Annotated in this window: 16 protein-coding genes; 9 read left to right on the top strand and 7 right to left on the bottom strand. The window is 74.3% G+C overall.

Going from position 1 to position 21,624, the window contains the following annotated elements; translation table 11 throughout:
• Window positions 1-198: 198 nt before the first annotated feature.
• Window positions 199-714: an FxsA family protein gene (locus tag ABD990_RS11995; RefSeq protein WP_345380508.1), complete on the top strand. Its 516-nt coding sequence runs from the start codon at window positions 199-201 to the stop codon at window positions 712-714.
• A gap of 44 nt (window positions 715-758) precedes the next feature.
• Here ABD990_RS11995 and ABD990_RS11990 read toward each other — a convergent pair whose 3' ends face one another.
• Both ABD990_RS11990 and ABD990_RS11985 read right to left on the bottom strand, forming a co-directional pair.
• Window positions 759-917 (bottom strand): hypothetical protein, encoded by a 159-nt coding sequence (locus tag ABD990_RS11990; RefSeq protein ID WP_345380507.1) that lies wholly within the window; start codon window positions 915-917, stop codon window positions 759-761.
• 182 nt (window positions 918-1,099) lie between these two features.
• A complete protein-coding gene (locus tag ABD990_RS11985; protein ID WP_345380506.1) occupies window positions 1,100-1,720 on the bottom strand; it encodes an SIMPL domain-containing protein in 621 nt (206 codons plus the stop codon).
• Window positions 1,721-1,818: 98 nt separating this feature from the next.
• On the opposite strand from ABD990_RS11985, the gene ABD990_RS11980 reads away from it, so the two are divergent.
• From ABD990_RS11980 to ABD990_RS11960, 5 genes are all read left to right on the top strand, one after another.
• Window positions 1,819-2,649: a DUF1206 domain-containing protein gene (locus tag ABD990_RS11980; protein WP_345380505.1), complete on the top strand. Its 831-nt coding sequence runs from the start codon at window positions 1,819-1,821 to the stop codon at window positions 2,647-2,649.
• Between the two features lie 117 nt (window positions 2,650-2,766).
• The gene (locus tag ABD990_RS11975; RefSeq protein WP_345380504.1) at window positions 2,767-3,957 is read left to right on the top strand and encodes an AAA family ATPase; all 1,191 of its coding nucleotides are present in this window, start codon (window positions 2,767-2,769) and stop codon (window positions 3,955-3,957) included.
• Between the two features lie 260 nt (window positions 3,958-4,217).
• Window positions 4,218-4,511: a GroES family chaperonin gene (locus ABD990_RS11970; protein WP_425569588.1), complete on the top strand. Its 294-nt coding sequence runs from the start codon at window positions 4,218-4,220 to the stop codon at window positions 4,509-4,511.
• A gap of 76 nt (window positions 4,512-4,587) precedes the next feature.
• Entirely contained in the window at window positions 4,588-7,767 is a 3,180-nt protein-coding gene (locus tag ABD990_RS11965) for a VanW family protein (protein ID WP_345380502.1), read from the top strand.
• 106 nt (window positions 7,768-7,873) lie between these two features.
• On the top strand, window positions 7,874-8,299 hold the full coding sequence (locus ABD990_RS11960) for a CBS domain-containing protein (RefSeq protein WP_345380501.1): 426 nt from the start codon (window positions 7,874-7,876) through the stop codon (window positions 8,297-8,299).
• Window positions 8,300-8,376: 77 nt separating this feature from the next.
• On the opposite strand, the gene ABD990_RS11955 is transcribed toward ABD990_RS11960, so the two are convergent.
• Window positions 8,377-10,209 carry an acyl-CoA dehydrogenase gene (locus ABD990_RS11955; protein ID WP_345380500.1) on the bottom strand — a complete coding sequence of 611 codons (1,833 nt, stop codon included), beginning with the start codon at window positions 10,207-10,209 and terminating at the stop codon, window positions 8,377-8,379.
• A gap of 232 nt (window positions 10,210-10,441) precedes the next feature.
• On the opposite strand from ABD990_RS11955, the gene ABD990_RS11950 reads away from it, so the two are divergent.
• Window positions 10,442-11,533, top strand: coding sequence for a peptidoglycan recognition protein family protein (locus ABD990_RS11950; RefSeq protein WP_345380498.1), 1,092 nt, complete (start codon window positions 10,442-10,444; stop codon window positions 11,531-11,533).
• Between the two features lie 180 nt (window positions 11,534-11,713).
• Window positions 11,714-14,419, top strand: a complete 2,706-nt coding sequence (locus tag ABD990_RS11945; protein ID WP_345380497.1) for a helix-turn-helix transcriptional regulator — start codon at window positions 11,714-11,716, stop codon at window positions 14,417-14,419.
• Between the two features lie 19 nt (window positions 14,420-14,438).
• Here the strand turns inward: ABD990_RS11945 and ABD990_RS11940 are convergent, their stop codons facing one another.
• The 4 genes from ABD990_RS11940 to ABD990_RS11925 form a co-directional block, all read right to left on the bottom strand.
• Window positions 14,439-15,938 carry a dynamin family protein gene (locus tag ABD990_RS11940; protein WP_345380495.1) on the bottom strand — a complete coding sequence of 500 codons (1,500 nt, stop codon included), beginning with the start codon at window positions 15,936-15,938 and terminating at the stop codon, window positions 14,439-14,441.
• Window positions 15,935-17,749, bottom strand: coding sequence for a dynamin family protein (locus tag ABD990_RS11935; RefSeq protein WP_345380494.1), 1,815 nt, complete (start codon window positions 17,747-17,749; stop codon window positions 15,935-15,937). The genes ABD990_RS11940 and ABD990_RS11935 overlap by 4 nt, the downstream gene beginning before the upstream one ends.
• Before the next feature lie 138 nt (window positions 17,750-17,887).
• Window positions 17,888-18,697: an IniB N-terminal domain-containing protein gene (locus ABD990_RS11930; RefSeq protein ID WP_345380493.1), complete on the bottom strand. Its 810-nt coding sequence runs from the start codon at window positions 18,695-18,697 to the stop codon at window positions 17,888-17,890.
• Between the two features lie 51 nt (window positions 18,698-18,748).
• On the bottom strand, window positions 18,749-19,573 hold the full coding sequence (locus ABD990_RS11925; RefSeq protein WP_345380492.1) for an IniB N-terminal domain-containing protein: 825 nt from the start codon (window positions 19,571-19,573) through the stop codon (window positions 18,749-18,751).
• 310 nt (window positions 19,574-19,883) lie between these two features.
• On the opposite strand from ABD990_RS11925, the gene ABD990_RS11920 reads away from it, so the two are divergent.
• On the top strand, window positions 19,884-21,624 hold a 1,741-nt coding region (locus tag ABD990_RS11920), incomplete at its 3' end, for an Hsp70 family protein (protein WP_345380491.1).

Raw genomic sequence — 21,624 nt, 5'->3', positions numbered from 1 at the left:
CTACCGACACCGGTGAACGGCACTTTCGCTCACTAGATGTGAGCGAGAGCGGCGTTCGCTCAGGGAACTGTGCGGGAGTCGTGCGAGCCGAGCGGTGCACGAGCGGCACTTTCGCTCACTAGGAGTGAACGAGAGTGCCGTTCGTCTATCGGGGGCGGGTGTCGGGAGCAAAATTGCGGTCCCGCGCGTTGGACGGGTATGCCGTTCGTGCTGCTGTACCTGGTGGTCGAGATCGTCGCCGTGGTCGCGCTGGGCTCCTGGATCGGCGCCCTGCCGACCCTGCTGGTGCTGCTCGCGGGCTCCGTGCTGGGCCTGTGGCTCGCCCGCCGGGAGGGGCTGCGGGCCGCGCAGGCGCTCGCCGACGCGGCGCGCAACCGCCGGGTCGCCACCTCGGAGACCACGGACGGCATGCTCGTCGCCGCCGGCGGCCTGCTGATCTTCGTGCCCGGCCTGGTCACGGACGTGCTGGGCCTGCTGCTGGTACTGCCGCCCACCCGGGCGCTGGTGCGGCGCCGGCTCGTCGCCTCCACCGAGCGCCGGCACCCCGACCTGCGGACCGCGCGGATCCGCGGCGAGGGTCAGGTGATCGACGCCGAGGTCGTCGACGTGCAGCCCGGCGCTCGGACGGACGCGCGCGGCCATGCCGGGCCCGGCACGCCGGGGCGCCCGGTGGGTCCCATGGTCATCGAGGGCACCGTCGTCGACGGCCACTGACCGCGGCGGGCCCCGGTGCCGTGCCGGTGCCGTCCCGTACCGGGCTATTCGGTGTCGGAGGTCAGGAAGGCGACCGTCACGGGGCCGCCGTCGTTGTGCAGCACCGTCGCGCCGCCGCTCGTGAGCAGCAGTCCGACGGCCGCGGTGAGCACGGCCCGGGCGGTCGCCCGCAAGCCGGCCCGGCGCCGTCGTCCGGGGCGCATCCGCAGTTCCTGGCGGGTGCGTCGCGTCAGCCGGTGCCGTCCCCCTCGAGAACCCACGTGTCCTCCCGTCACGAACCGAGTGACTACTCCGAACGAGTGTCGGGCTCGCGCCGGGAATTGCGCTACTCGGAGGCGCTGATTCACCCGTTGGTACGGGAATTTCGAGCGTGGAATAGCCCTGATCACGAGCCGATCAAGGTCCAGGTCGTGGTGCAGCGGGCGGTGACCCGCACCGGCTCCGGCTCCAGCCCCAGATCGGCGACGTCGGGTCCCCCCTCGGCCCGCGCGCGCACCGCCATCATCGGGGCGACCCCGTGCTCCGGGGCCTCGCTGAGCCGGACCAGCCGGCCGAGGCTGCCGCCGAGCGCCGCCGCGTAGCCCTCGGCGCGCCGACGGGCGTCGGCCACCGCGCGGCGTTGCGCCTCCGCGAGCACCGCGTCCGGGTCGGCCAGCGACCACGACGGCCCGGACAGCGACGCCGGCTCCGCGCCCAGGAGCAGCGACACCGCCTCCTCCAGCACGTCCGTGTCGTCGACGCGCACCTGGATCGCCTCGCTCGCCCGGCACCCGGCGGGCTTCGAGCCCTTGTACTCGGTGTGCACGGACACCCGCCGGCCGCGCACCGTCAGCCCCGGGAGGCCGAGAGCCTTCTCCGCCGCGGCGACCCGCCGCCCCAGCTCCTCGGCGGCGGCGGTGCGGCTGCGCCCCCGCGCGTCGAACACCACGGACAGCTCGGCCCGGTCGGCCGTGTGCTCGACCCACCCGCTGCCCTCGGTCACGATCTCCGGTGCGCTCTCGGTCACGGCCCGAGCCTCCCAGATCTCCGGCCGATCACGGCATATCGCGGAGTATCGGCCGGGAGCTAGACGAGTGCAGACGAGGCGATGGTTACCGTGAGCAGGTGTACGCCCCCCTCCGGCACCTGCGCCGGTCGGTTCGCCGTGGTCGCTCCGACGCACCCGGCCGCACCGTCGACCTCCTCGGCCGCGCCGGTCTCCTCGCCTACGGCGTCGTCCACCTCGTCGTGGCCTGGCTCGCGATCCGCATGGCGATCGGCCTGCCGGGGGGCTCGGCCGACGCGCAGGGCGCCGTCGCGGAGATCGCGACCGGCGCCGGGGCCGTCGGGCTGGTGGTGGCGGTGGTCGGCCTCGTCGCGTTCGCGATCTGGCAACTCACCGCGGCGGCGCTCGGGTTTTGCTGGGTCTCCGGCGGCGAGCGGGTGCGCAAGCGGGTCGGCGCGACCGCCAAAGCGGTCACGATGCTCGGGCTGGCGGTGGTGGCCGTCGCCTTCCTGCGTTCGGGGCCGCGGTCCGGCGACGCGGGGGCCCGGGACGTCGTCGCCGACCTCCTGGTGTTGCCCGGCGGACGGCTGCTGGTGGCGGCCGCGGCCGTGACCATCGGGGTGCTCGCCGTGACGATGACCTACACCGGGGTGCGCCGGACCTTCATGGGCGATCTCGACGTCCGGCGGCTCGCCCCCGCGCTGCGCCGCGCGATCGAGGCGCTGGGCGTGCTCGGGCACCTGGCCCGGGCGCTGGCGCTCGCCGTGGTCGGGGTGCTGGTGTTCACGGCGGCCGTGGCGTCCGACGCGCGCCGGGCCGGCGGGCTCGACGCCGCGCTGCGCGCCCTCGGCGAGACGCCGCTCGGGATGTCCCTGCTCGTCGTCGTCGCGCTGGGGTTCGGGGCCTTCGGGCTGTACTGCGTCGCCGACGCGGCCTTCCGTCGAGCCTGACATACCGTCTTCTAGACGGAGTGCTAGACGAGCGCAGACGGACCGATCGGCGACACGCCATCCTGCGGGATAGCGAAATCTAGGGTCGGCGCGAGACGCGCGGATACCGTGCGATCCATGGATCCGGTGCGCAACCCGTTCGCTCCCGGCGCAGGTCAGCGCCCTCCGGAGCTGGCGGGGCGGGACCGCGAGGTCGACGCGTTCGAGATCGTGCTGGAGCGGGTCGCGCGCGGCCGCCCGGAGCGCAGCCTCGTGCTGACCGGGCTGCGCGGCGTCGGCAAGACGGTGCTGCTCGGGGAGCTTCGGTCCATGGCGGTCCGCGCGGGCTGGGGATCGGGGAAGATCGAGGCCCGGCCGGACGCCGACCTCCGCCGCCCGCTGTCCGCCGCCCTGCACCGGGCGATCCGCGACCTGGCCGTGCAGCACCCCCGGCAGGAGCGCGTCGACGAGGTGCTGGGCGTGCTCAAGGCCTTCGCCCTGCGGGCCTCGCCCGACGGCGCCCGCATGCGGGAGCGCTGGCAGCCCGGCATCGACGTGCCGGTGCGCAACGGCCGCGCCGACTCGGGCGACATCGAGATCGACCTGGTGGAGCTGTTCACCGAGGTGGCGGAGCTGGCCAGCGAGGTCGCCACCGGGATCGCGATCCTCATCGACGAGATGCAGGACCTGCGGCCGGACGACGTCTCCGCCCTCTGCGCCGCATGCCACGAGCTCTCGCAGTCCCGCATGCCGCTGGTCGTGGTGGGCGCCGGCCTGCCGCACCTGCCGGCGGTGCTGTCGGCGTCGAAGTCCTACTCGGAGCGGCTGTTCAAGTACGCCCGGATCGACAAGCTGGACCGCAAGGACGCGGACTTCGCCCTGATCGCCCCGGCCGAGCGGGAGGACGCGAGCTTCGACGCCGAGGCCCTCGACCAGCTCTACGAGCGCTCCGGCGGCTACCCCTACTTCGTGCAGGCCTACGGCAAGGCGGCCTGGGACGCGGCGCCGACCAGCCCCATCCGGGCCGAGGACGTCGCCCTGGCCGCGCCCGAGGCGGAGGCGGAACTGGCGGTCGGCTTCTTCGGGTCCCGCTACGAACGGGCGACGCCCGCGGAGCGGGAGTACCTGCGCGCGATGGCCGAGCTGGCCGAGGGGACGGACGAGCCCGTCGTCACCTCGACGATCGCGCAGCACCTGGAGCGCAAGCCGTCGTCCCTGTCGCCGGCACGGGACAGCCTGCTCAAAAAGGGCCTGGTGTTCTCCGCGCAACGCGGCCAGATCGCCTTCACCGTGCCCCACTTCGGCCGGTACCTGCTCGCGTCCACCTGACGCAACGCTGCCCCTTTCGAGTGAACCGGGTATTTCGCCATCGGGGGCGTAACGCACCGGCGTGACGGGACGAATTCTGGAGTAGCCCCGTGGCGCTGTCGGACCCCCGACCTGGCAGCTCCGCGGGGCCTCTTCGTGCCCGGCCGCGTCGCCGGGTCCGTCCCGGTGCCCGGCTCGTGCCCGAGGCGACACCGGCGGGTGACGGCGTCCGCGCTGCCCGTAGCATCACTCCGGTGCCGGAGCCGAAGTTCGAGATCCAGATGCTGCACGACCGCGTCATGATCAGGATCGTGGAGTCGGCGGGCGAGCGGCGGAGCTCCTCGGGGATCGTCATCCCGGCCACGGCACAGGTCGCCAAGCGCCTGGTCTGGGGCGAGGTCTTCGGCATCGGCCAGCACGTGCGCAGTGTCAAGGTGGGTGACCGGGTCCTCTTCGCTCCCGAGGACCAGTACGAGGTGGAGGTCCAGGGCTCCTCCTACATCGTGATGCGCGAGCGGGACCTGCACGCCGTCGCGACGGAGCGCACCGAGCACGGAACGGGCCTGTACCTGTAGGCGCGCGGTGCGCGGCACGGAACCGTCCCGGGGGCACGCGGGGCGGCGGACATCGGTGGGGAAGGAACACGGCGTGATGCCCGAGCGGCAGCCCTCGCCCGGCGAGGTGGACGAGCAGACGGCCGGCGGCGGGGGGAACGGCGCCGGCCCGGTCACGGACGGCCCACGGCCGGCCGACCGCGCCTCGCGCACGGACAGCCCGCGGGGCGACGCGTTGTTCTCCCCGGCACCGCGCACCGCTCCCCAGCCGACTCTGCGGCCCACCCCGAAGCCCCGCGAGCAGGGTGGCGCCCCGGGTGCGGCCGGGACGAACGGTGCCGCCGCGTCCACCGGTGAGGCCGCCACCCGGCCTTCCCCGAGGCCGAAGGGCCCGATGAGCTCCGGCGTCGCGGTGACCGGGGCCCAGGCCTCCACCTCGAACGGCGTGCGGACGACCCCCGCCGGCTCCGTACCGGCTCCCACGGCCTCCCCGACCGGATCCGCCCCGGCCGGCCCTGCCCCGGCTTTCGGCTCCGCCGCCGGCAACGGCGCTGCGCGGGACGGCGCGGGCCACGGTGCAGCGTGGGACGGCGTGGGCAACGGTGCCGCCCGGGACGGCGCGGGCAACGGTGCCGCCCGGGAGGGCGTGGGCAACGGCGCTGCGCGGGACGGCGCCGGCGACGGTGCTGCGCAGAACGGCGAGGACGGTGCCGCGGGGACCGCCGGTTCGGCCGGGACCCCGGGTGCTGCCGGGACCCCGGGTGCTGCCGGGACTTCGGGTGCTGCCGGTACCGCCGCTGCGGCAGGCACGGCCGCCGCGACCGGAGCTGCCGCCGCTGCGGGAACCGCCGCCGGGCCTGACGCGTCGGGCCGCGACGCCGAGAAGGGCGGCGCCGCGGCGGGTTCGGCCGAGACCGGCCCCGCCGCCGGGAAGGCCTCGGACGCCGACGGCGCCACCGCCGCTCCCGGCACCGGGTCGGACGGCGCCCCGACCGGCGCCGCGGACCACTCCGCCGTGGCTGCGACGACTCCGACTCCGGCGGCAGCCGGGGCCACGAACCCGCAGCCCCCGGCCGCGCCGGAGCCCCAGGTCCCGACCACCGCGCCGACCACGGCGTCGACCGGCGTCCCGACCACCGCGTCGACCCCCGCGGGGACCCCCGCGCCGACCCCCGCGCCGACCCCCGCGCCGACCACTGACACACCCGACGCCGCCTCCCCGACCCCGCCGACCGGCGAGCAGCAGCCCTCCGCCCCGGCCGCCGGCACCCCCGCCGCCTCCCCCGCGGCGGCATCGAGCCCTTCCCCGGCTGCCGCATCGGCGCCGGCCCCGGCGGACCCGTCGGACACGGACGAGCGACCCACCGCCGTCCACCCCGCCGCGACCGGTTGGGGCACCGAGGACACCCAGGTGCTCCCGCGCGCCGGGGCCGCCACTGCCGTCACGGCCGCCGTCGACCAGCCGACCCAGCGCCTCGGCGCCCCGGCCCGCCCGGTCGACCCGCCCACCGAGCAGTTCCGCATGAGCGCGGGCGGCGCGGTCCCGCCGGCCCGCACCTCGGGCACCCCGCCGACCGGGGACGGCCCCGCCGGCTCGGGCCGCAGCGGGGGCCGGCGCAAGCGGCCGCTCCTGATCGTCGCCGGCGTGGTCGCCGTGCTCGGCCTCCTCTACGTCGCCGACCTGGTGATCTCCGCGGGCAACGTGCCCCGCGGCGTCACCGTCGCCGGGCTGGAGCTCGGCGGACTGTCCAAGGCCGACGCCCGGCAGCGCCTGCAGGAGGCGATCGAGCCCCGCTCGTCGCTCCCGGTCCAGATCACCGCGGGCCCGGTGCAGAGCCAGATCGACCCGAAGGCCGCCGGCCTCGAGGTGGACTACCAGGCCACCATCGACCAGGCCGGCGCGCAGCCGCTCAACCCGGTCACGCGCATCTCGTCGTTCTTCTCCGAGCGCGAGGTCGGCGTGATCAACAAGGCCGACGAGCGGTCCGTCACCACCGCGCTCGAGCAGCTCAAGCCGGTCGTCGACCAGGCCCCGGTCGAGGGCAACGTCCGGTTCGAGGGCACCACCCCGGTCGCCGTCCCGCCGGTCCCGGGCCAGACACTGGACCTGCCCGCCGCCGTCCGCGTGCTGGAGCGGGACTGGGCGTCGGGGGCGCCGGTCGCGCTGCCGCTGATCCCGCAGCCGACCGCCACCACGAACGAGGACGTCCAGGAGGCCATCGAGAAGGTCGCGACGCCGGCCGTCTCCGCGCCCCTGACGATCACCGGCGAGGGGGCGAACGCCGTCCTGCAGCCCGCGGACATCGCGTCCGCCCTGACCTTCCGGGCGGACGCGGCGGCGAGCCCCAAGCTCGTCCCCGAGATCAACAACGAGGCGCTCAAGGAGGTCGCGTCGCCGCAGCTCGCCGCGACCGAGACGCCGGCCCGGGACGCCAGCCTGGACTTCTCCTCCGGCACCCCGGTCGTCGTCCCCTCGCAGGACGGCCGCGGGATCGACTACGACAAGACCTTCGAGGACGTCGTCGACGTCCTGACCGGCTCGGGAGAGCGCAGCGTCACCGCGGTGTACGCCGACCAGAAGGCCGAGCTGACCACCGAGAAGCTGTCCTCGCTCGGCATCACCGGCGAGATCAGCTCCTTCACGACCGGCGGCTTCGCGGCCGACTCGGGCCAGAACATCAAGCGCGCGGCCCAGCAGATCAACGGCACGATCGTGCAGCCGGGCGAGACGTTCAGCCTCAACGCCCTCACCAACCCGCGCAACGCGGCCAACGGCTACGTCGAGGCGGGCATCATCGAGAACGGCCACTCGGCCCGGGGCGTCGGCGGCGGCGTGTCGCAGGTGGCGACCACGCTGTACAACGCGGCGTACTTCGCCGGCATGGTGGACGTCGCGCACAAGGAGCACAGCTTCTACATCAGCCGCTACCCGGTGGCGCGCGAGGCCACGGTGTTCGACGACATCATCGACCTGAGGTTCCGCAACGACGGGCCGACGGGCGTGCTCATCCAGACCTTCTGGACACCCTCGAGCATCACCGTGAAGCTGTTCGGCACCAAGCGCTACGAGGTGACCTCGGAGACCGGGCCGCGCACCAACCCGACCGAGCCGCAGACCATCACGGTCCCGCCGGGCCAGCCGTGCACGCCGTCGAAGGGGTCCCAGGGCTTCACGGCCACGGACACCCGGGTGATGCGGAACCTGGAGACCGGCGAGGTCACCCGGAAGACGCGCACCGTGAAGTACAACCCGTCACCGAACGTGATCTGCGGCTGACCTGCGGTCGGACGATCGGGGCGAGCCGCCGTTCAGCCCTCGCGTGACACCGGTCACGGTTCGTACCCTCCTCCTCGGACAACGACGCCGAGGATCGGGGGCACGGATGCGCATCGCGGACGTCCTGCGGAGCAAAGGGCACGCCGTCGCGACGATCGAGCCGCAGGCCACGGTGGCGGATCTGCTCGCGCGCCTGGCCGAGGGCAACTACGGCGCCCTGCCGGTCGTCGAGGGCGGCCGGCTCGTCGGGATGGTGTCCGAGCGCGACGTCGTGCGGAAGCTGCACGAGCAGGGTGCGGCCCTGCTCGACTCCCCCGTCTCGGCGATCATGACGACCGTCGTCGCCACGTGTACGCCGGAGGACAGCGCGACCGACCTCGCCCGGGTGATGACCAACCGGCGGGTGCGGCACCTGCCGGTCGTGGTCGACGAGGAGCTGCGCGGGATCGTCTCGATCGGCGACCTGGTCAAGGCCCGGATCGACTCCCTGGAGCGGGAGCGCGAGCAGCTGGAGTCCTACATCGCCCAGTAGCCCGGTCGACGAATGAGCGAACGGCGCTCTCGCTCACTTGGACTGAGCGACGGCGCCGTTCGTGCGTCGAGGTCCTCCTAGAACGCGGCCTCGTCCAGCTCCATCAGGGAGTTGTCGGCCACCTCGACGATCGCCTTCTCCGCGGTCAGCCGCGGCAGGACCGTCTTCGCGAAGAACCGGGCGACGCCGATCTTGCCCTCGTAGAACGCCGTGTCCCGGGCGGAGACCTCGCCGGCCAGCGCGTTCTGCGCGACGTCCGCCTGGCGCAGCAGCAGCCACCCGACGAGCAGGTCGCCGACGGCCATCAGGAACCGCACCGAGTGCTGGCCGACCTTGTAGAGGTTCGTCACGTCCTCCCGGGACGCGACGAGGTAGCCGGTCAGCGAGCCGAGCATGCCCTGGACGTCGGCGAGCGCGGTCGCCAGCAGCGCCCGCTCCTCCTTGAGCCGGCCGTTGCCGGTCTCGTTCTCGAGGAAGGCCTGGATCTCGCCGGCGACGGCCATCAGCGCCTGGCCGTTGTTCCTGACGATCTTGCGGAAGAGGAGGTCGAGGGACTGGATCGCCGTCGTGCCCTCGTACAGCGAGTCGATCTTCGCGTCGCGGATGTACTGCTCGAGCGGGTAGTCCTGCAGGAAGCCCGACCCGCCGAGCGTCTGCAGGGACTGCAGCAGCTGCTCCGACGCCCGCTCCGACCCGACGCCCTTGACGATCGGCAACAGCAGGTCGTTGACCTTCTCGGCGAGATCGACGTCGCCGCCCTGACGGATCCGGTCCTGGAAGGTGCCGGTGTAGAGGTAGAGCGCGCGCAGACCTTCGGCGTACGCCTTCTGCGTCATCAGCGAGCGGCGGACGTCCGGGTGGTGCGTGATCGTGACGCGCGGGGCGGTCTTGTCGGTCTGCCGGGTCAGGTCCGGGCCCTGGACGCGCTCCTTCGCGTACTCCAGCGCGTTGAGGTAGCCGGTCGACAGGGTGGCGATGGCCTTCGTGCCGACCATCATCCGCGCGTACTCGATGACCTGGAACATCTGCGCGATGCCGTCGTGCACCTCGCCGAGCAGCCAGCCCTTGGCCGGGACGCCGTGCTGGCCGAACGTGAGCTCGCAGGTCGTGGAGACCTTGAGGCCCATCTTGTGCTCGACGTTGGTCACGAAGGCGCCGTTGCGCTCGCCGAGCTCGCCGGTCCGCCCGTCGAAGTGGAACTTGGGCACCAGGAACAGCGACAGGCCCTTGGTCCCGGGCCTCGGGTCGAGGCCGGGCGCCTCGGGGCGGGCCAGCACCAGGTGCATGATGTTCTCGGTCATGTCCTGGTCGCCGGACGTGATGAACCGCTTCACGCCGTCGAGGTGCCAGGAGCCGTCCTCCTGCAGCACGGCCTTCGTGCGGCCGGCGCCCACGTCCGATCCGGCGTCCGGCTCGGTGAGCACCATCGTGGCGCCCCAGCCCCGGTCGATCATGATCTCGGCCCAGCGCTTCTGCTCGTCCGTGCCGTTGGCGTGCACCACGGAGGCGAAGTTCGGGCCGGCCATGTACATGTACAGCGCCGGGTTGGCGCCGAGGACGAGCTCCGACGCCGCCCACTGCACGGACGGGGGTACGCCGAAGCCGCCCAGCTCGGCCGGCAGGGACAGCCGGTACCACTCGCCGTCCCACAGGGCCTTGTAGGAGTCCTTGAAGGACTGCGGCAGCGTGGCCGTGTGGGTCGTCGGGTCGAAGACGGGCGGGTTGCGGTCCGCGTCGGCGAAGGACTCGGCGAGCGGGCCGGTGGCCAGCGTGTTCAGCTCGCTCAGGATGCCCTTGGCGGTGTCGACGTCGACGCCCTCGAACGCGCCGGTGCCGAGCTGCTCCTGGACGCGGAACACCTCGAACAGGTTGAACTCGAGATCGCGCACGTTGCTCTTGTAGTGGCCCATCGCGGTGCTCCTTCCTACCGACGGGTAACTCCTGGGGCCGAGCTTATACCGGTTGGTAACCACGGCAACCGTCCCGTGCTCGCCGCGCGGCGGTCACACCTTCGTGTCGACCGGTTGTGCACGGAGCGTGTGTGATCCAAGGTTCCACCGGGGCGGATGTGACTCGTGTGACCGTGCGGGTCATCCGAAGGGGCAGGGGGACCAGATGGGTCGTCGGCGCGGGGTGACGGGAGTGGTGCGCGGCGATCTCGGCCGCCGCGGCTTCGTCCTGGGTGGACTCACGACGGGCGCGCTGATCGCCGCACCGGGAATCGGGTGGGCGGGCGAGCGCCCGGGCGGCGGCGCGGTGACGGACGGCGTGGCTTCGCCGGACATCATCGACTGCGCCGGCTGGGGGGCCCGCCCGAACAGCGCGATCGTGCCGATCTGGAACCAGCGGCCGGTGAAGATCCTCGTGCACCACACCGCGTCGGCCAACGTCGCGGACACGAGCCGTGCGGCCGCCGACCGGGTCGCCCGCGCCATCCAGAACTTCCACATGGACAGCCGCGGCTGGCTCGACACCGGCCAGCACTTCACGATCAGCCGGGGCGGTTTCGTGCTCGAGGGCCGGCACCGCTCGCTCGAGGTGCTGCGCATCGGGCAGCGCCAGGTCGAGGGCGCGCACTGCACGGGGCAGAACGTCGTGGCGGTCGGGATCGAGAACGAGGGCACCTACATCGACCAGGACCCGCCCGGCGCGCTGTGGGACTCGCTGCGCACCACCTGCGCCTACATCTGCGGTCAGTACGGGATCGCGCCGACCGAGCTGTACGGGCACCGCGACTTCAAGAACACGATATGCCCGGGCGACCGGCTCTACGGGATGCTCCCGCGGCTGCGCAGCGAGGTGGCGGAGGTGCTCGGCCGCCGCGTCGAGGAGGCGGACACGCACAAGGCGAGCTGGCCGCTGCTGCGCGCGGGCGACACCGGCGACGCCGTCCTGGCCGCCCAGTACCTGCTGCGCGACGCCGGGGTCCGCACGAACGCCGACGGCCGCTACAGCCCGGCCACGGTCGCCGCCGTCACCGAGTTCCAGCAGGCCACGGGCGCCGAGGAGCCGAACGGCATCCTCGGCGGCGAGTCCTGGCCCGTCCTCGCGCGGACGGTGCACCGCACCGCGGAGGCGGGGTCGGACGCCGCGCGGGCGGTCGGGGTCCTCACCGCCGGGCGCTCGGCCGAGGCGGTACCCGAGACCGTCGACCACCCGGCCTGGCAGGACCTCCTCGGCACCTCCGGCTCGCCGGTGAACACCGCCGTCGACCCGGCCGGCCCGCCGCAGTAGGCGGGCTCCACGTCCCGCCGCGCACTCCACAGAGGAGCGGCGATGCGGCCCGGAACCTGAGAACGGTCCTCACCCGATCGGGGGGTCGTGGCTGCGCCGATGCGGCGGCGCAGCGCTGCACCCCCGTGGATCGATACGCTCGGTCGTCGCACGGTCGGGGGGCCGTAAGGGGGTGGAGGGGTGTCCGAACCGGACCCGGGCGAGGCGCTCGCCGGGGCGCCCGCGGCACGCAGGCTGGTCCGCGCGATCGCCGCGGACCCGGGCGCCGGACTGGTGTGCGACGTGGTCGGCCCCGCCGGGGCCGGCAAGACGACGACGCTGCGTGCGGTCGCCGCGGCCTGGTCGACCACGGTCACCACCTCCCTCGGGGAGGTGCCGGAGGACGGCCCCCTCGTCGTCGACGACGCCCATGCGCTCCCCGAGGCCGCCCTCGAGCGGTTGTGCGAGCACGCGGCCCGGCCCGGCGCGCGACTCGTCGTCGCCCGGCGGACGTGGCCCCGCGGTCCGCAGCTGGCCGCCCTCGGCGCCGCGCTGAGCACCCACCGCCCGCCGCTGGTGCTGGGCGCCCTCGACCGCACCGGCGTCGCGGCCCGGGCCGCACGGCTGCTCGGCGGCACCGCCGCGGACGCCCTGGTGGAGCACGTCCACACGAAGACGGCGGGGCAGCCCGCGCTCGTGGACCGGATGCTCGCCGAGATCGTCGAGCGGATCGGGCCGCAGCACCGCACCCGGCTGCTGCGCGACGCCCCGCCCGGCTCGCTGCGGGTGCCGGTGCCGACCGGCCTGCTCGACCAGCTCGGGCACCGGCTCTGGGCGCTCGACGCCCGGGTGCGCGAGCTGGCCGTCGCCGTCGCCCTGGGTGCCCCGCTCGACGCGGAGGTGCTGGTCCCCCTGCTCGGCCTGCTGGACTCCGCGGGCGGCGGGATCGACGAGGTCGACGAGCTCGTCGAGGAGGCCCGGGCCGCCGCCGTCCTCACCCCGACCGGCGGGCCCGCACCGCTCGTCAGCAGCGCGATCCTGCGCGCGACCCCCGAGGCGCGGCGGCTGGAGATCCGCCGCACCCTCGCCGAGGTCGAGCTGGACCGGGGCGGCAGCGTGCTCACCGCGGCCCGCGGCATGCTCGGCACCGGCGCGACCGGCACCCGGTCCGCGGAGGTCTTCACCGCCGCCGGCGACGAGCTCGCCCGGACCGCCGCGGACGAGGACGCCGGGCCCTTCTACGCCGCGGCCGTGGCGGCCGGGGCGCCCGCGCTGCCGTTGGCCGCCCGCCGCGCCGAGGCCGCGATCCGCGCCGGCCGGCTCGACGACGCCCTCGCCGAGGCCGACCAGGTGTTGTCCTCACTGGACCGGGTCGACGTCGACGACGCGCTGCGCGCCGGGACGGTCGCCGCCGCGGTCCTCGCCCACCGCGGGATGCTCGCCCGCAGCGCCAAGCTGTACCGCTGGATGGCGGGCGCGGGCGCCCCGACGGCCCTCGCGGTCACCGCGCTGGTCGGCACGGGGGCGCTCGAGGAGGCCCGGGCGGCGCTCCACACCCCGGCCCCGCCGCCGGTCCCGAGCGGCCCGCCGACCTCCGCCGGATCCGTCCTCGGCGCCCCGCCCGGCTTCGGGGGCGCCCAGGCGGCCGGCGGGCCCGCGCGCCCGCCGACCCTGCTCGCCGGCGCCGAGGAGCTCACCGCGCAGGGTGTGCTCGACTCGGTCACCGGCTCGCCGACCCGCGCGCTCTCCCAGCTCGCCCGCGCCGCCGCGCTGCTGGAGTCCTCCACTCGCGCCGCACTGCTGCCGGACACCCCGGCCGCCCTCGCCGCGCTCGTGGCGGTGCAGACCGGGGAGCTCGACGTCGCGACGTCGCTCCTGGAGCGGGCCGTCACCGTCCGGCTGGGCGGCCCCGCCGCGGCGGCCCGCCACCGGCTGCTGCTCGGCTGGATCGCGCTGAACCGGGGTGCCTTCGGCGCCGCCCGCGCCCACCTCGACGCCGTCGGCCGGGAGGGGCTCGAACCGCGCGACGAGCTGCTCGCCTCCGCGCTCGAGGTCGCCCTGGCGCGCCGGGCCGGCGATCTCGCCTCGCTCATGCCGCTGTGGGGCCGGGCCCGCGAGGCGATCGTGCGCCATCCCGTGGACCTGTTCGTGCTGCAGCCGCTGGGCGAGCTCGCGATCGCCGCGACCCGGCTGCGCGAGCCGAGCTGGGTCCGCCCGCACCTCGACGAGGCCGAGGCCCTGCTGGACCGGCTCGGCAGCCCGCCGCTGTGGGCGGCGCCGCTGCACTGGGCCCGGCTGCACGCGGCGATCCTGGCCGAGGACCGCGAGGAGGCCGCCGAGCACGCCGCGGCCCTGCAGGGCTCGGCCTGCGGCAGCCGGTTCGCCGAGGCCATGGCGGTCGCCGCACCGCACTGGGTGGCGCTGCTCGACTCCCGGGTCGACGCCCCGGCGGTCGAGACCGCCGCGCGGGGCCTGCACGCCGTCGGCCTGTCCTGGGACGGCGGCAAGCTCGCCGGCCAGGCCGCCATCCGCACGGACGACCGCAAGGCCATGAGCGCGCTGCTGACCTGCGCCCGCGCGTTGCAGGGCCAGCAGACGCCACCGGCACCGGCCCGGACCTCACCGTCGTCGGCCTCGTCCCCGCCGACGTACCACTCGTCGTCGCCGGAGCAGCGGCCCGCGCCGACCGCGGTCCCCGCCGAGGAGGAGCCCGCCGACGGCCCGCTCTCCGACCGCGAGCGCGAGGTCGCCGCGCTGGTGCTGGAGGGCCTGACCTACAAGCAGATCGGCGAGAAGCTGTTCATCTCGGCCAAGACGGTGGAGCACCACGTGGCCCGGATGCGCCAGCGGCTGGGGTCGACGAGCCGGGGCGAGCTGTTCGCCCAGCTCAAGCGGATCGTCGGCTGATCCTCGCCCGATCGGCGGCTCAGCGCAGCCGCGCCAGCATCCCCTCGCAGCTGCGCACCACGACCCGCGCGGCGTCGGCCGTCGCCCGGCTCGCGAGCGGGCTCTCCGCCCGCCGCTGCCAGCGGACGACGGCGTCGAGCGCGGCCGCGCGCAGCTCGTCCGGCCCCGCGGCGGGGTCGAGGCCGAGCCGGGCCGCGACGCCGCTGCCGTCCCCACCGAGGAGGCGCTCGGCGTCGTCCAGCGCGTCCGCGGGGAAGGTGACGGCGCCGGCCCGCAGCGCCGACAGCATCCGGAGCTCGACGAACTCGTGGGCGCCGGCGAGGATCCGCTCCATCTCGGCGGCCAGCGGCTGCGCGGTGGGGCGCGGCTCACGCTGCAGCACCAGCTCGACGGCGAGCAGCGCCGACCGGGCCTTCAGCAGCTCGCGACGCTCGGCGAACTGCGTGGTGAGCACCGAGCGCAGCTCCTCGAGCCCGCTGCGCCGCACGAGCTCGGCCGCCAGCGCGGACGGGTCGGTCACGCCCTGGCGGATCAGCGTGGTGCCGAGCCGGACGCCGAAGAGCCCGAACCGCTCCACCAGCCGCGACCGGACCTCCGGCGTTGGCGCGCCCTCCACCTCGCGGTTCGCGAAGCGGTCCGCCGAGAGCAGCAGGGCGTCGAGCTCGGCCCGCGGCATGCCGGCGAGGCCGGCGAGCGCCGCGTACTCGTCCTGCCGCATGGTGCGGCCGGTCTGGGCCAGCAACCCGGCCACGGCCACGACGGTCTGACAGAGCCCGCGGATCTTCGCGTCGGAGCGGTACCGGCGGGCGATGCGGCGGGCCGAGGTGAGCGCGTCCAGCCGGCCGACGCCGATCTCGTCCGCCCTGGACAGGACCGCGATGGTGTTCACCGGGGTCGCCCGGGCCACGCCGCGGTCCAGGAAGGACTCGAGGAACCGCACGTCCGTGCTGTGCAGGTGCCGCATCAGGTAGACGACGGCGTCGGCCTGCGAGGGCGAGTCGTCCGGCGCGAGGAAGGCACCGGCGCGCGCGGCGGCGTCGGCCGACAGCGAGGCGATGCCCGGGGTGTCGACGAGCGTGGTGCTCCGCAGGTACTGCGAGGGCCAGTCGACGACGAGCCGGTCCACCTGCTCGGCCGGCAGCCCGCCGAGGTCGAGCTGCAGGGCGCCGTGCGAGCGGGCGATCGTGAGCTGGCGCGGCGCGCCCCCGCGCGGGAACAGCTGCACCCGCGGGGCCGGCGCGTCCTGGTACCAGGTGACGACCCGGGTGCACTCGCCCGCGTCCGTCGGCGCGATCTCCTCGCCGACCAGCGCGTTGAGCAGGGTGGACTTACCCGCCTTGACCTTGCCGGCGATGGCCACGCGCAGCGGCTCCTCGAACCGGGCGAGGTGGTGGTGCAGCCAGCCGACGGCCTGCGGGCTGTCGGCGTAGGTGTCGAGGGCGCGGCGCAGCAGGGTGCGGACCTCGGCACCCAGGCCCACCGGCCGGGCCGGGGTCCGGAGGGTGGAGTGCTCGGTCACTTCTCGTCCACCAGGGCCCGGGCCCGCTTCGCGAGGGCCTCGACGCGCGTGATCTCGGCCTTGAGGTCGTCGATCCGCTTCTGCCGCTGCGAGACGTCCGTGTTCACCGCGCTCTGCGCCGCGGACACCGACGTCGCCAGCGACACCGACAGCTCCTCGGCCAGCACGGTGAAGTGGTCCCGCAGCTGGCGCTGGGCGCGGCGCAGGGTGTCCCGGGAGTCCTTGCCGACCTGGAAGGTCACCTCGTCGATGTGCCGGCGCACCGCCGTCTTCGCCTCGGCGCGGCGCCGCTCCAGGAGCCGCTTGCGCTCGTCCCGCACGGTCTTGCCGCCGAACAGCAGGCCCGCGGCGATGGAGAACGGGTTGAGCAGGGCCAGGCCCGCGAAGCTCGTCGCGAGCCCGATCATCAGCAGGCCGCCGTAGCCGCCACGCATGCCGACGAACAGCTTCTGGCCGACCCCGAACTTCTCGCCCTCCGGCTGTTCGAGGGCCTGGACGGTGCCGCCGAGCCGGCTGCCGTCGATGTGGATCTCGGGGAGCGCGGCGTCGGCGCCCTCGGCGAAGTGCTCGGAGACCTGCTCGGCGAGCCAGCGGGCGCGCTGCGCGGTCCACACGTAGTTCGCCGAGGTCGCCTGGCTGACCTGCTGGTGGAACCACTGCGCGAACTGGTCCCAGATGTCCGCCGGGTCGGCGTCGTCCAGCAGCTGCTCGGCCTCGCGGGTGACCGAGCGGAGCCGGTCCCGCAGGTCGTACTCGATGTCCGAGATCAGGTCGGCGACGCCGTCGTTGAGCGTGATCTGCCAGCGCGCCGAGCGCTGCCGCAGGTCGTCCGCCCGCGCCTTGGCCCGGGTCAGCTCCTCCACCAGCGCCTCGGCCTTGCCCGGGTCCTCCAGGGCGGCGAGCTCGGCGGTGAACTGCGCCGAGAGCTGCTCGGCGACGGCCCGGACGTCCTGGCTGGTCGAGCGCCGGTCCAGGTCGTCCGCCCGGGCGACGACCTTGCGCAGCAGGAACCCCACCAGCGGGGCGAACCCGGACTCGCTCATCAGCTCGGCGTCGCCGGTCTCGGCGCCCGCGAGCCGCAGCGCCGACGAGACGGGGTAGATCTCCGCCTCCACACCGGCCTTCCGCAGGTGGCCCTTGTCGAGCTCGACGATCTTGCGCCAGTGCGGGTAGAGGTCGGTCTTGGTGACCACGCACCCGACGTTCGGGCACAGGCCCATCGCCGAGCGCAGGAAGTCGATCTCGGGTGCGGTGTACTCCTGCGCGGCGTCCGAGACCAGGACGACGGCGTCCGCGGTCGGGAGCGCGGCCATCGTCGCGGCGCCGTGGGCGGAGCCCAGGCCGCCGACGCCCGGGGTGTCCACGAGCACCAGTCCGCTCTGGAGCAGCTTGCGCGGCAGCGTGACCTCGGCGTGGTGCAGGCCGGCGCGGTTCTCGGGGTTGCCGGCCTCGGAGACGAAGTCGGCGAGCCGGGAGGTCTCGACCACGGTCCGTTCCTCGACGGGCTCGGCGCCCTCCGCCGCGCCCGGCGGCACCTTCACCAGCGTGACGGTGGTGGTCTCGCCGAAGCGGACCTCCGTGGGCACGGCGGTGGAGATGTCGTCGTCGACCGGGCAGACCGGGGCGTTGACCAGCGCGTTCACCAGCTGGCTCTTGCCCTGCTTGAACTCGCCGACGATCAGCACCCGGACGTTCGGGTCGGCCAGCCGGGCGCGGGTCGCGTGCAGCCGGACCGCGAGGTCGGGCCGCTCGTAGGCCGTCGTGGCCTTGAGCGCCAGGTCGACCAGTTGGACCGCTGCCGGTACCGCCACCGAATCGTCGTCCTCCCCGGTCCCGACCGTCGGGACACCTGCCCGTCACATTCTGCCTGCCCCGGACCCGCGATCACGACGAAGGCCCCGACACCCTCGGGTGAGGGTGCCGGGGCGCTCGGCCACGCGGGAGGCGTGTCAGCTCTCGAGGACCAGCTCGTTGTTGCTGCCGATGTTGGTCTCGGAGTCGACGTCGGTGTTGCTGATCGTGGTGTCCTCGTCCGAGACGCTCGACTCGAAGTCGTTGTCCTGGTTGTAGGAGTCCTCGATCTCGGTCGAGGTGTTGGTCTCGGTCGAGTACTCGTTGCCCGAGTTCGTGACGTCGTAGTTGCCGGAGGCCGAACCGCCGACCGACAGGGCGCCGCCCTCGTCGACCGAGACGTCATCGAAGGAGGCGCTGTTGGCGTCGCCGGAGCCGAAGGCGGTGGTGTTGCCGTCGCCGTCGACCACGTTGTTGCCGTCGCCCACGACGTTGCCGTTACCGGTGGTGATCGTGGAGTCCTCGATGTCGCCGCCGGCGGCCACCGCGCCGTCACCCGACGCCGTCACGGCGTCGATGTCGATCTCCTGCTCGAAGTCGCCGCCGTCGGTGTCGATCACCTGGTTGATCGAGTTGTCCACGATGGTGTCGCGGTCGTCGATCCAGTTGTTGGTGACGTAGGTGTTCAGGTACTTGACCGCGTGCTCGTGGTCGGACTCGTGCGGCTCCTTGTGCGGGGGCGGCGGCGGGGTGTGGTGGTGGTTGCCGCCGGTGTCGTACTTCCGGTCGAAGTCCGAGTCGTCGTTGTCCTGGATGAGGAGCGCGGCGTCGTGCACGTCCTCGGCGGTGAACTCGGTGAGCCCGCAGCCCTCGATGAAGGCGGCCGGGTCCTCCTTGAAGGCCTCGGCGGCCTCCGGGTCGTTGAGCAGCTGCAGGATCAGCTCGATGAGGGTCTGGGGGGATGCCATGTCGTTCGTCTCCGGGAGAGTCGTGAAGCCGTGAGGGAGGGGGAGCGGAGGTCAGCTGACCTCGACGTCGACCTCGTTGTTGCTGAGCACGTTGGTCTCGGTGTCGATCGTCGTGTTGGTCTCCTCGTAGGACTCCGACTCCGACTCGAAGGAGACGTCGTTGTCCTGGTTGTAGGAGTCGTCGATGTCGACCGAGGTGTTGGTCTCGTTGCTGACCGAGTTGTACGAGTCGGAGACGTCGTAGTCGCCGGTCGCGTTGCCGCCGACCGAGAGGGCGCCGCCCTCCTCCACGGAGACGTCCTCGAAGGAGGCGCTGTTGGCGTTGCCCGAGCCGAAGGCCGTGGTGTTGTTGTCGCCGTTCACCACGTTGTTGTCGTCGCCGACGATGTTGTCGTCGCCCGTCGTGACGACCGAGTCCTCGATGTCGCCGCCGGCGGCCACCGCGCCGTCGCCCGACGCCGTCACGGCGTCGATGTCGATCTCCTGCTCGAAGTCGCCGCCGTCGGTGTCGATCTTCTGGTTCACCGAGTTGTCGACGATCGTGTCGTTGTCGTCGACGTAGTTGTTGGTGACGTACTTGTTGATGTACTCGACCGCGCCCTTGTGACCGTCGTGGTCACCCTCGTGGTGCCCGCCGTGGTGCGGGGCCGCGGCGGCCGCGACCAGGTGGTTGCTGCCCGTGTCGTAGTTGCGGTCGAAGGACGCGGTGTCGTTGTCCTGGATCAGGACGAGGGCGTCGTGCACGTCCTCGGCGGTCAGGTCCTCGAGGCCGGCGTCCTTCAGGGTGCCGTACGGGTCCTCGCGGAAGTCCTGCTGGAGGTCGAGGGACTCCTCGTCGTTGCCGATGAGCTTGAGGAGGAACTCGAGAAGCGTCATGGGAATCGTCTCCGTGGATCGTGGGTGTGTCGGCGTCGCGCCGGGCGACCCCGGCTGGCGTTGATCCGAAAGGTAGGAGCGCGGGGCCGCTCCGCCATCGGGGATCGGGCACGGTTCCCCACCGGGTGGCATAGGGGATCGGGAGGGGCGCGTTAGGGGCTCGCCGGGGACCGGCACCCCCCGGCGTCACCCGATCGTGTCAGGAGGGGGTCGGGGACGATAACGCCACGACGCCGTGGCGCGATGGCCTGACAGGCGTGCGGGGGCGCGCCGGGGGCAGAGCTGCCGGTGTTCGGCGGGGGGAACGACGATGGGCTACCAGCTCGGCATCGACCTGGGGACGACCTACAGCGCGGCGGCCGTGTGCCGGCCCGCCGGCGAGCACTGGGTGGCGCCGGAGATGGTCGCACTCTCCGGTCGCCGGACCGACGTGCCCTCCGTCCTCTTCCTCGGCCCGGCCGGCGAGGTGCTGGTCGGCGACGCCGCCGAGCGCCGCGCGGTCACCGACCCCGACCGGGTGGTCCGCGAGTTCAAGCGGCGGGTGGGGGACCCGACGCCGATCGTCGTCGGCGGGCGCACGTGGGCGCCGGAGGAGCTGTGCGCCCGGCTGGTCCGCTGGATCGTCGACCAGGTCGCCGACCGCGAGGGCGGCCCCGCCGAGCGGATCGCCGTCACCCACCCCGCCTCCTGGGGCGGGCACAAGCTGGAGCGGATGGCCGAGGCCCTGCACGACCAGGGCCTGACGGTGACCTTCCTGGCCGAGCCGCAGGCCGCCGCCCTGCACTACGCCGCGGGCGAGCGGGTGGCCGCGGGCTCCACCATCGCCGTCTACGACCTGGGTGGGGGCACCTTCGACGCCGCCGTCGTCCGCAAGACGGACCGGTCCCACTTCGCGCTGCAGGGCCGGCCCGAGGGGATCGAGCGGCTCGGCGGGGTCGACTTCGACCAGGTGGTGTTCGACCACGTCGTCGCCGGTGTGCCGGAGGCCTTCGAGGGGCTCGACGACGGCGACCCGGCCGTGCTCGCGGCCGTCGCCCGGCTGCGGCGCGAGTGCACCGAGGCCAAGGAGGCCCTGTCGGCCGACACCGAGGCGTCGATCCCGGTCCTGCTGCCGGGGCACCGCGGCGCGGTCCGGCTGCACCGCACCGAGTTCGAGGACGCGATCCGGGACCGGGTCGAGGAGACGGTCGAGGCGCTGCGCCGGGCCGTCGCGTCCGCCGGGCTGCAGCCCGCGGCGCTCGACGCCGTGCTCCTCGTCGGCGGGTCCTCCCGCGTGCCGCTCGTCGGGCAGCTGGTGTCGCAGGAGCTCGGCCGGCCCGTCGCGGTGGACACCGACCCGAAGAACGCGATCGCGAAGGGGGCGGCGCTCGCCGTCTCGCCGCGGCCCACGGCCTCCTGGCCGGCGGTGGCGCTGGCCCCGATCCCCGGCGGGCCCGTCACGTCCACGGGCGGCACGGGCGCCGTCCCTGCCCGATCCCTCGCCGAGTCCTCGTCGGGGTCCCTTCCCGCGTTGATCGGCGCGACGGCCGCCATCGGCCCCCTCCTCGGCGAGCCGACCGGCCCGCTCCGGACCGCCGGCCCGCTCGGCACCACCGGCCCGGTCGGGTCGACCGGCGGCCGGGCCCCGGCCGGGCCCCCGCCGCGACCGGTGATCCCGGCCTCCGTCCCGACGGACCCGGACTGGGAGTACGACGCGGAGCCCGAGGGCCGCCGGCGCCTCCCCGTCGGCCTGCTCGTCGGCGTGGGCGGGGCGCTCGCGGCCGCGGGCGTGGTGCTGGCGGCGGTGTTCTGGCCGTCCCCCGCGCCGGCGGCGAGCAGCGGGGTCGGCGGGATGAGCGTGCCCACCTCGGGCGCGCCGGCCGCGGATCCCACCACGGTGTCCGCCACCCTCGACCCGACGACGGCGGACCGGGCGCCCGCCGGGCAGGTCGGCTCCGTCCGGTCGGCCGGCGGAGGGACCGCGCACACCGGCCGCGCCACGCCTCCCGCCGCGGGTGGGGCGCGGACACCGGCCGTCGGCGGTGCGGCTCCCGCCGCTCCCGCGCCCGGCC

It is taken from the genome of Pseudonocardia yuanmonensis (assembly GCF_039542425.1).
Taxonomy (GTDB): Bacteria; Actinomycetota; Actinomycetes; order Mycobacteriales; family Pseudonocardiaceae; genus Pseudonocardia; species Pseudonocardia yuanmonensis.
The sequence above is the reverse complement of the archived record's forward strand: the minus strand, read 5'-3'. Positions and strand labels throughout refer to the sequence as shown.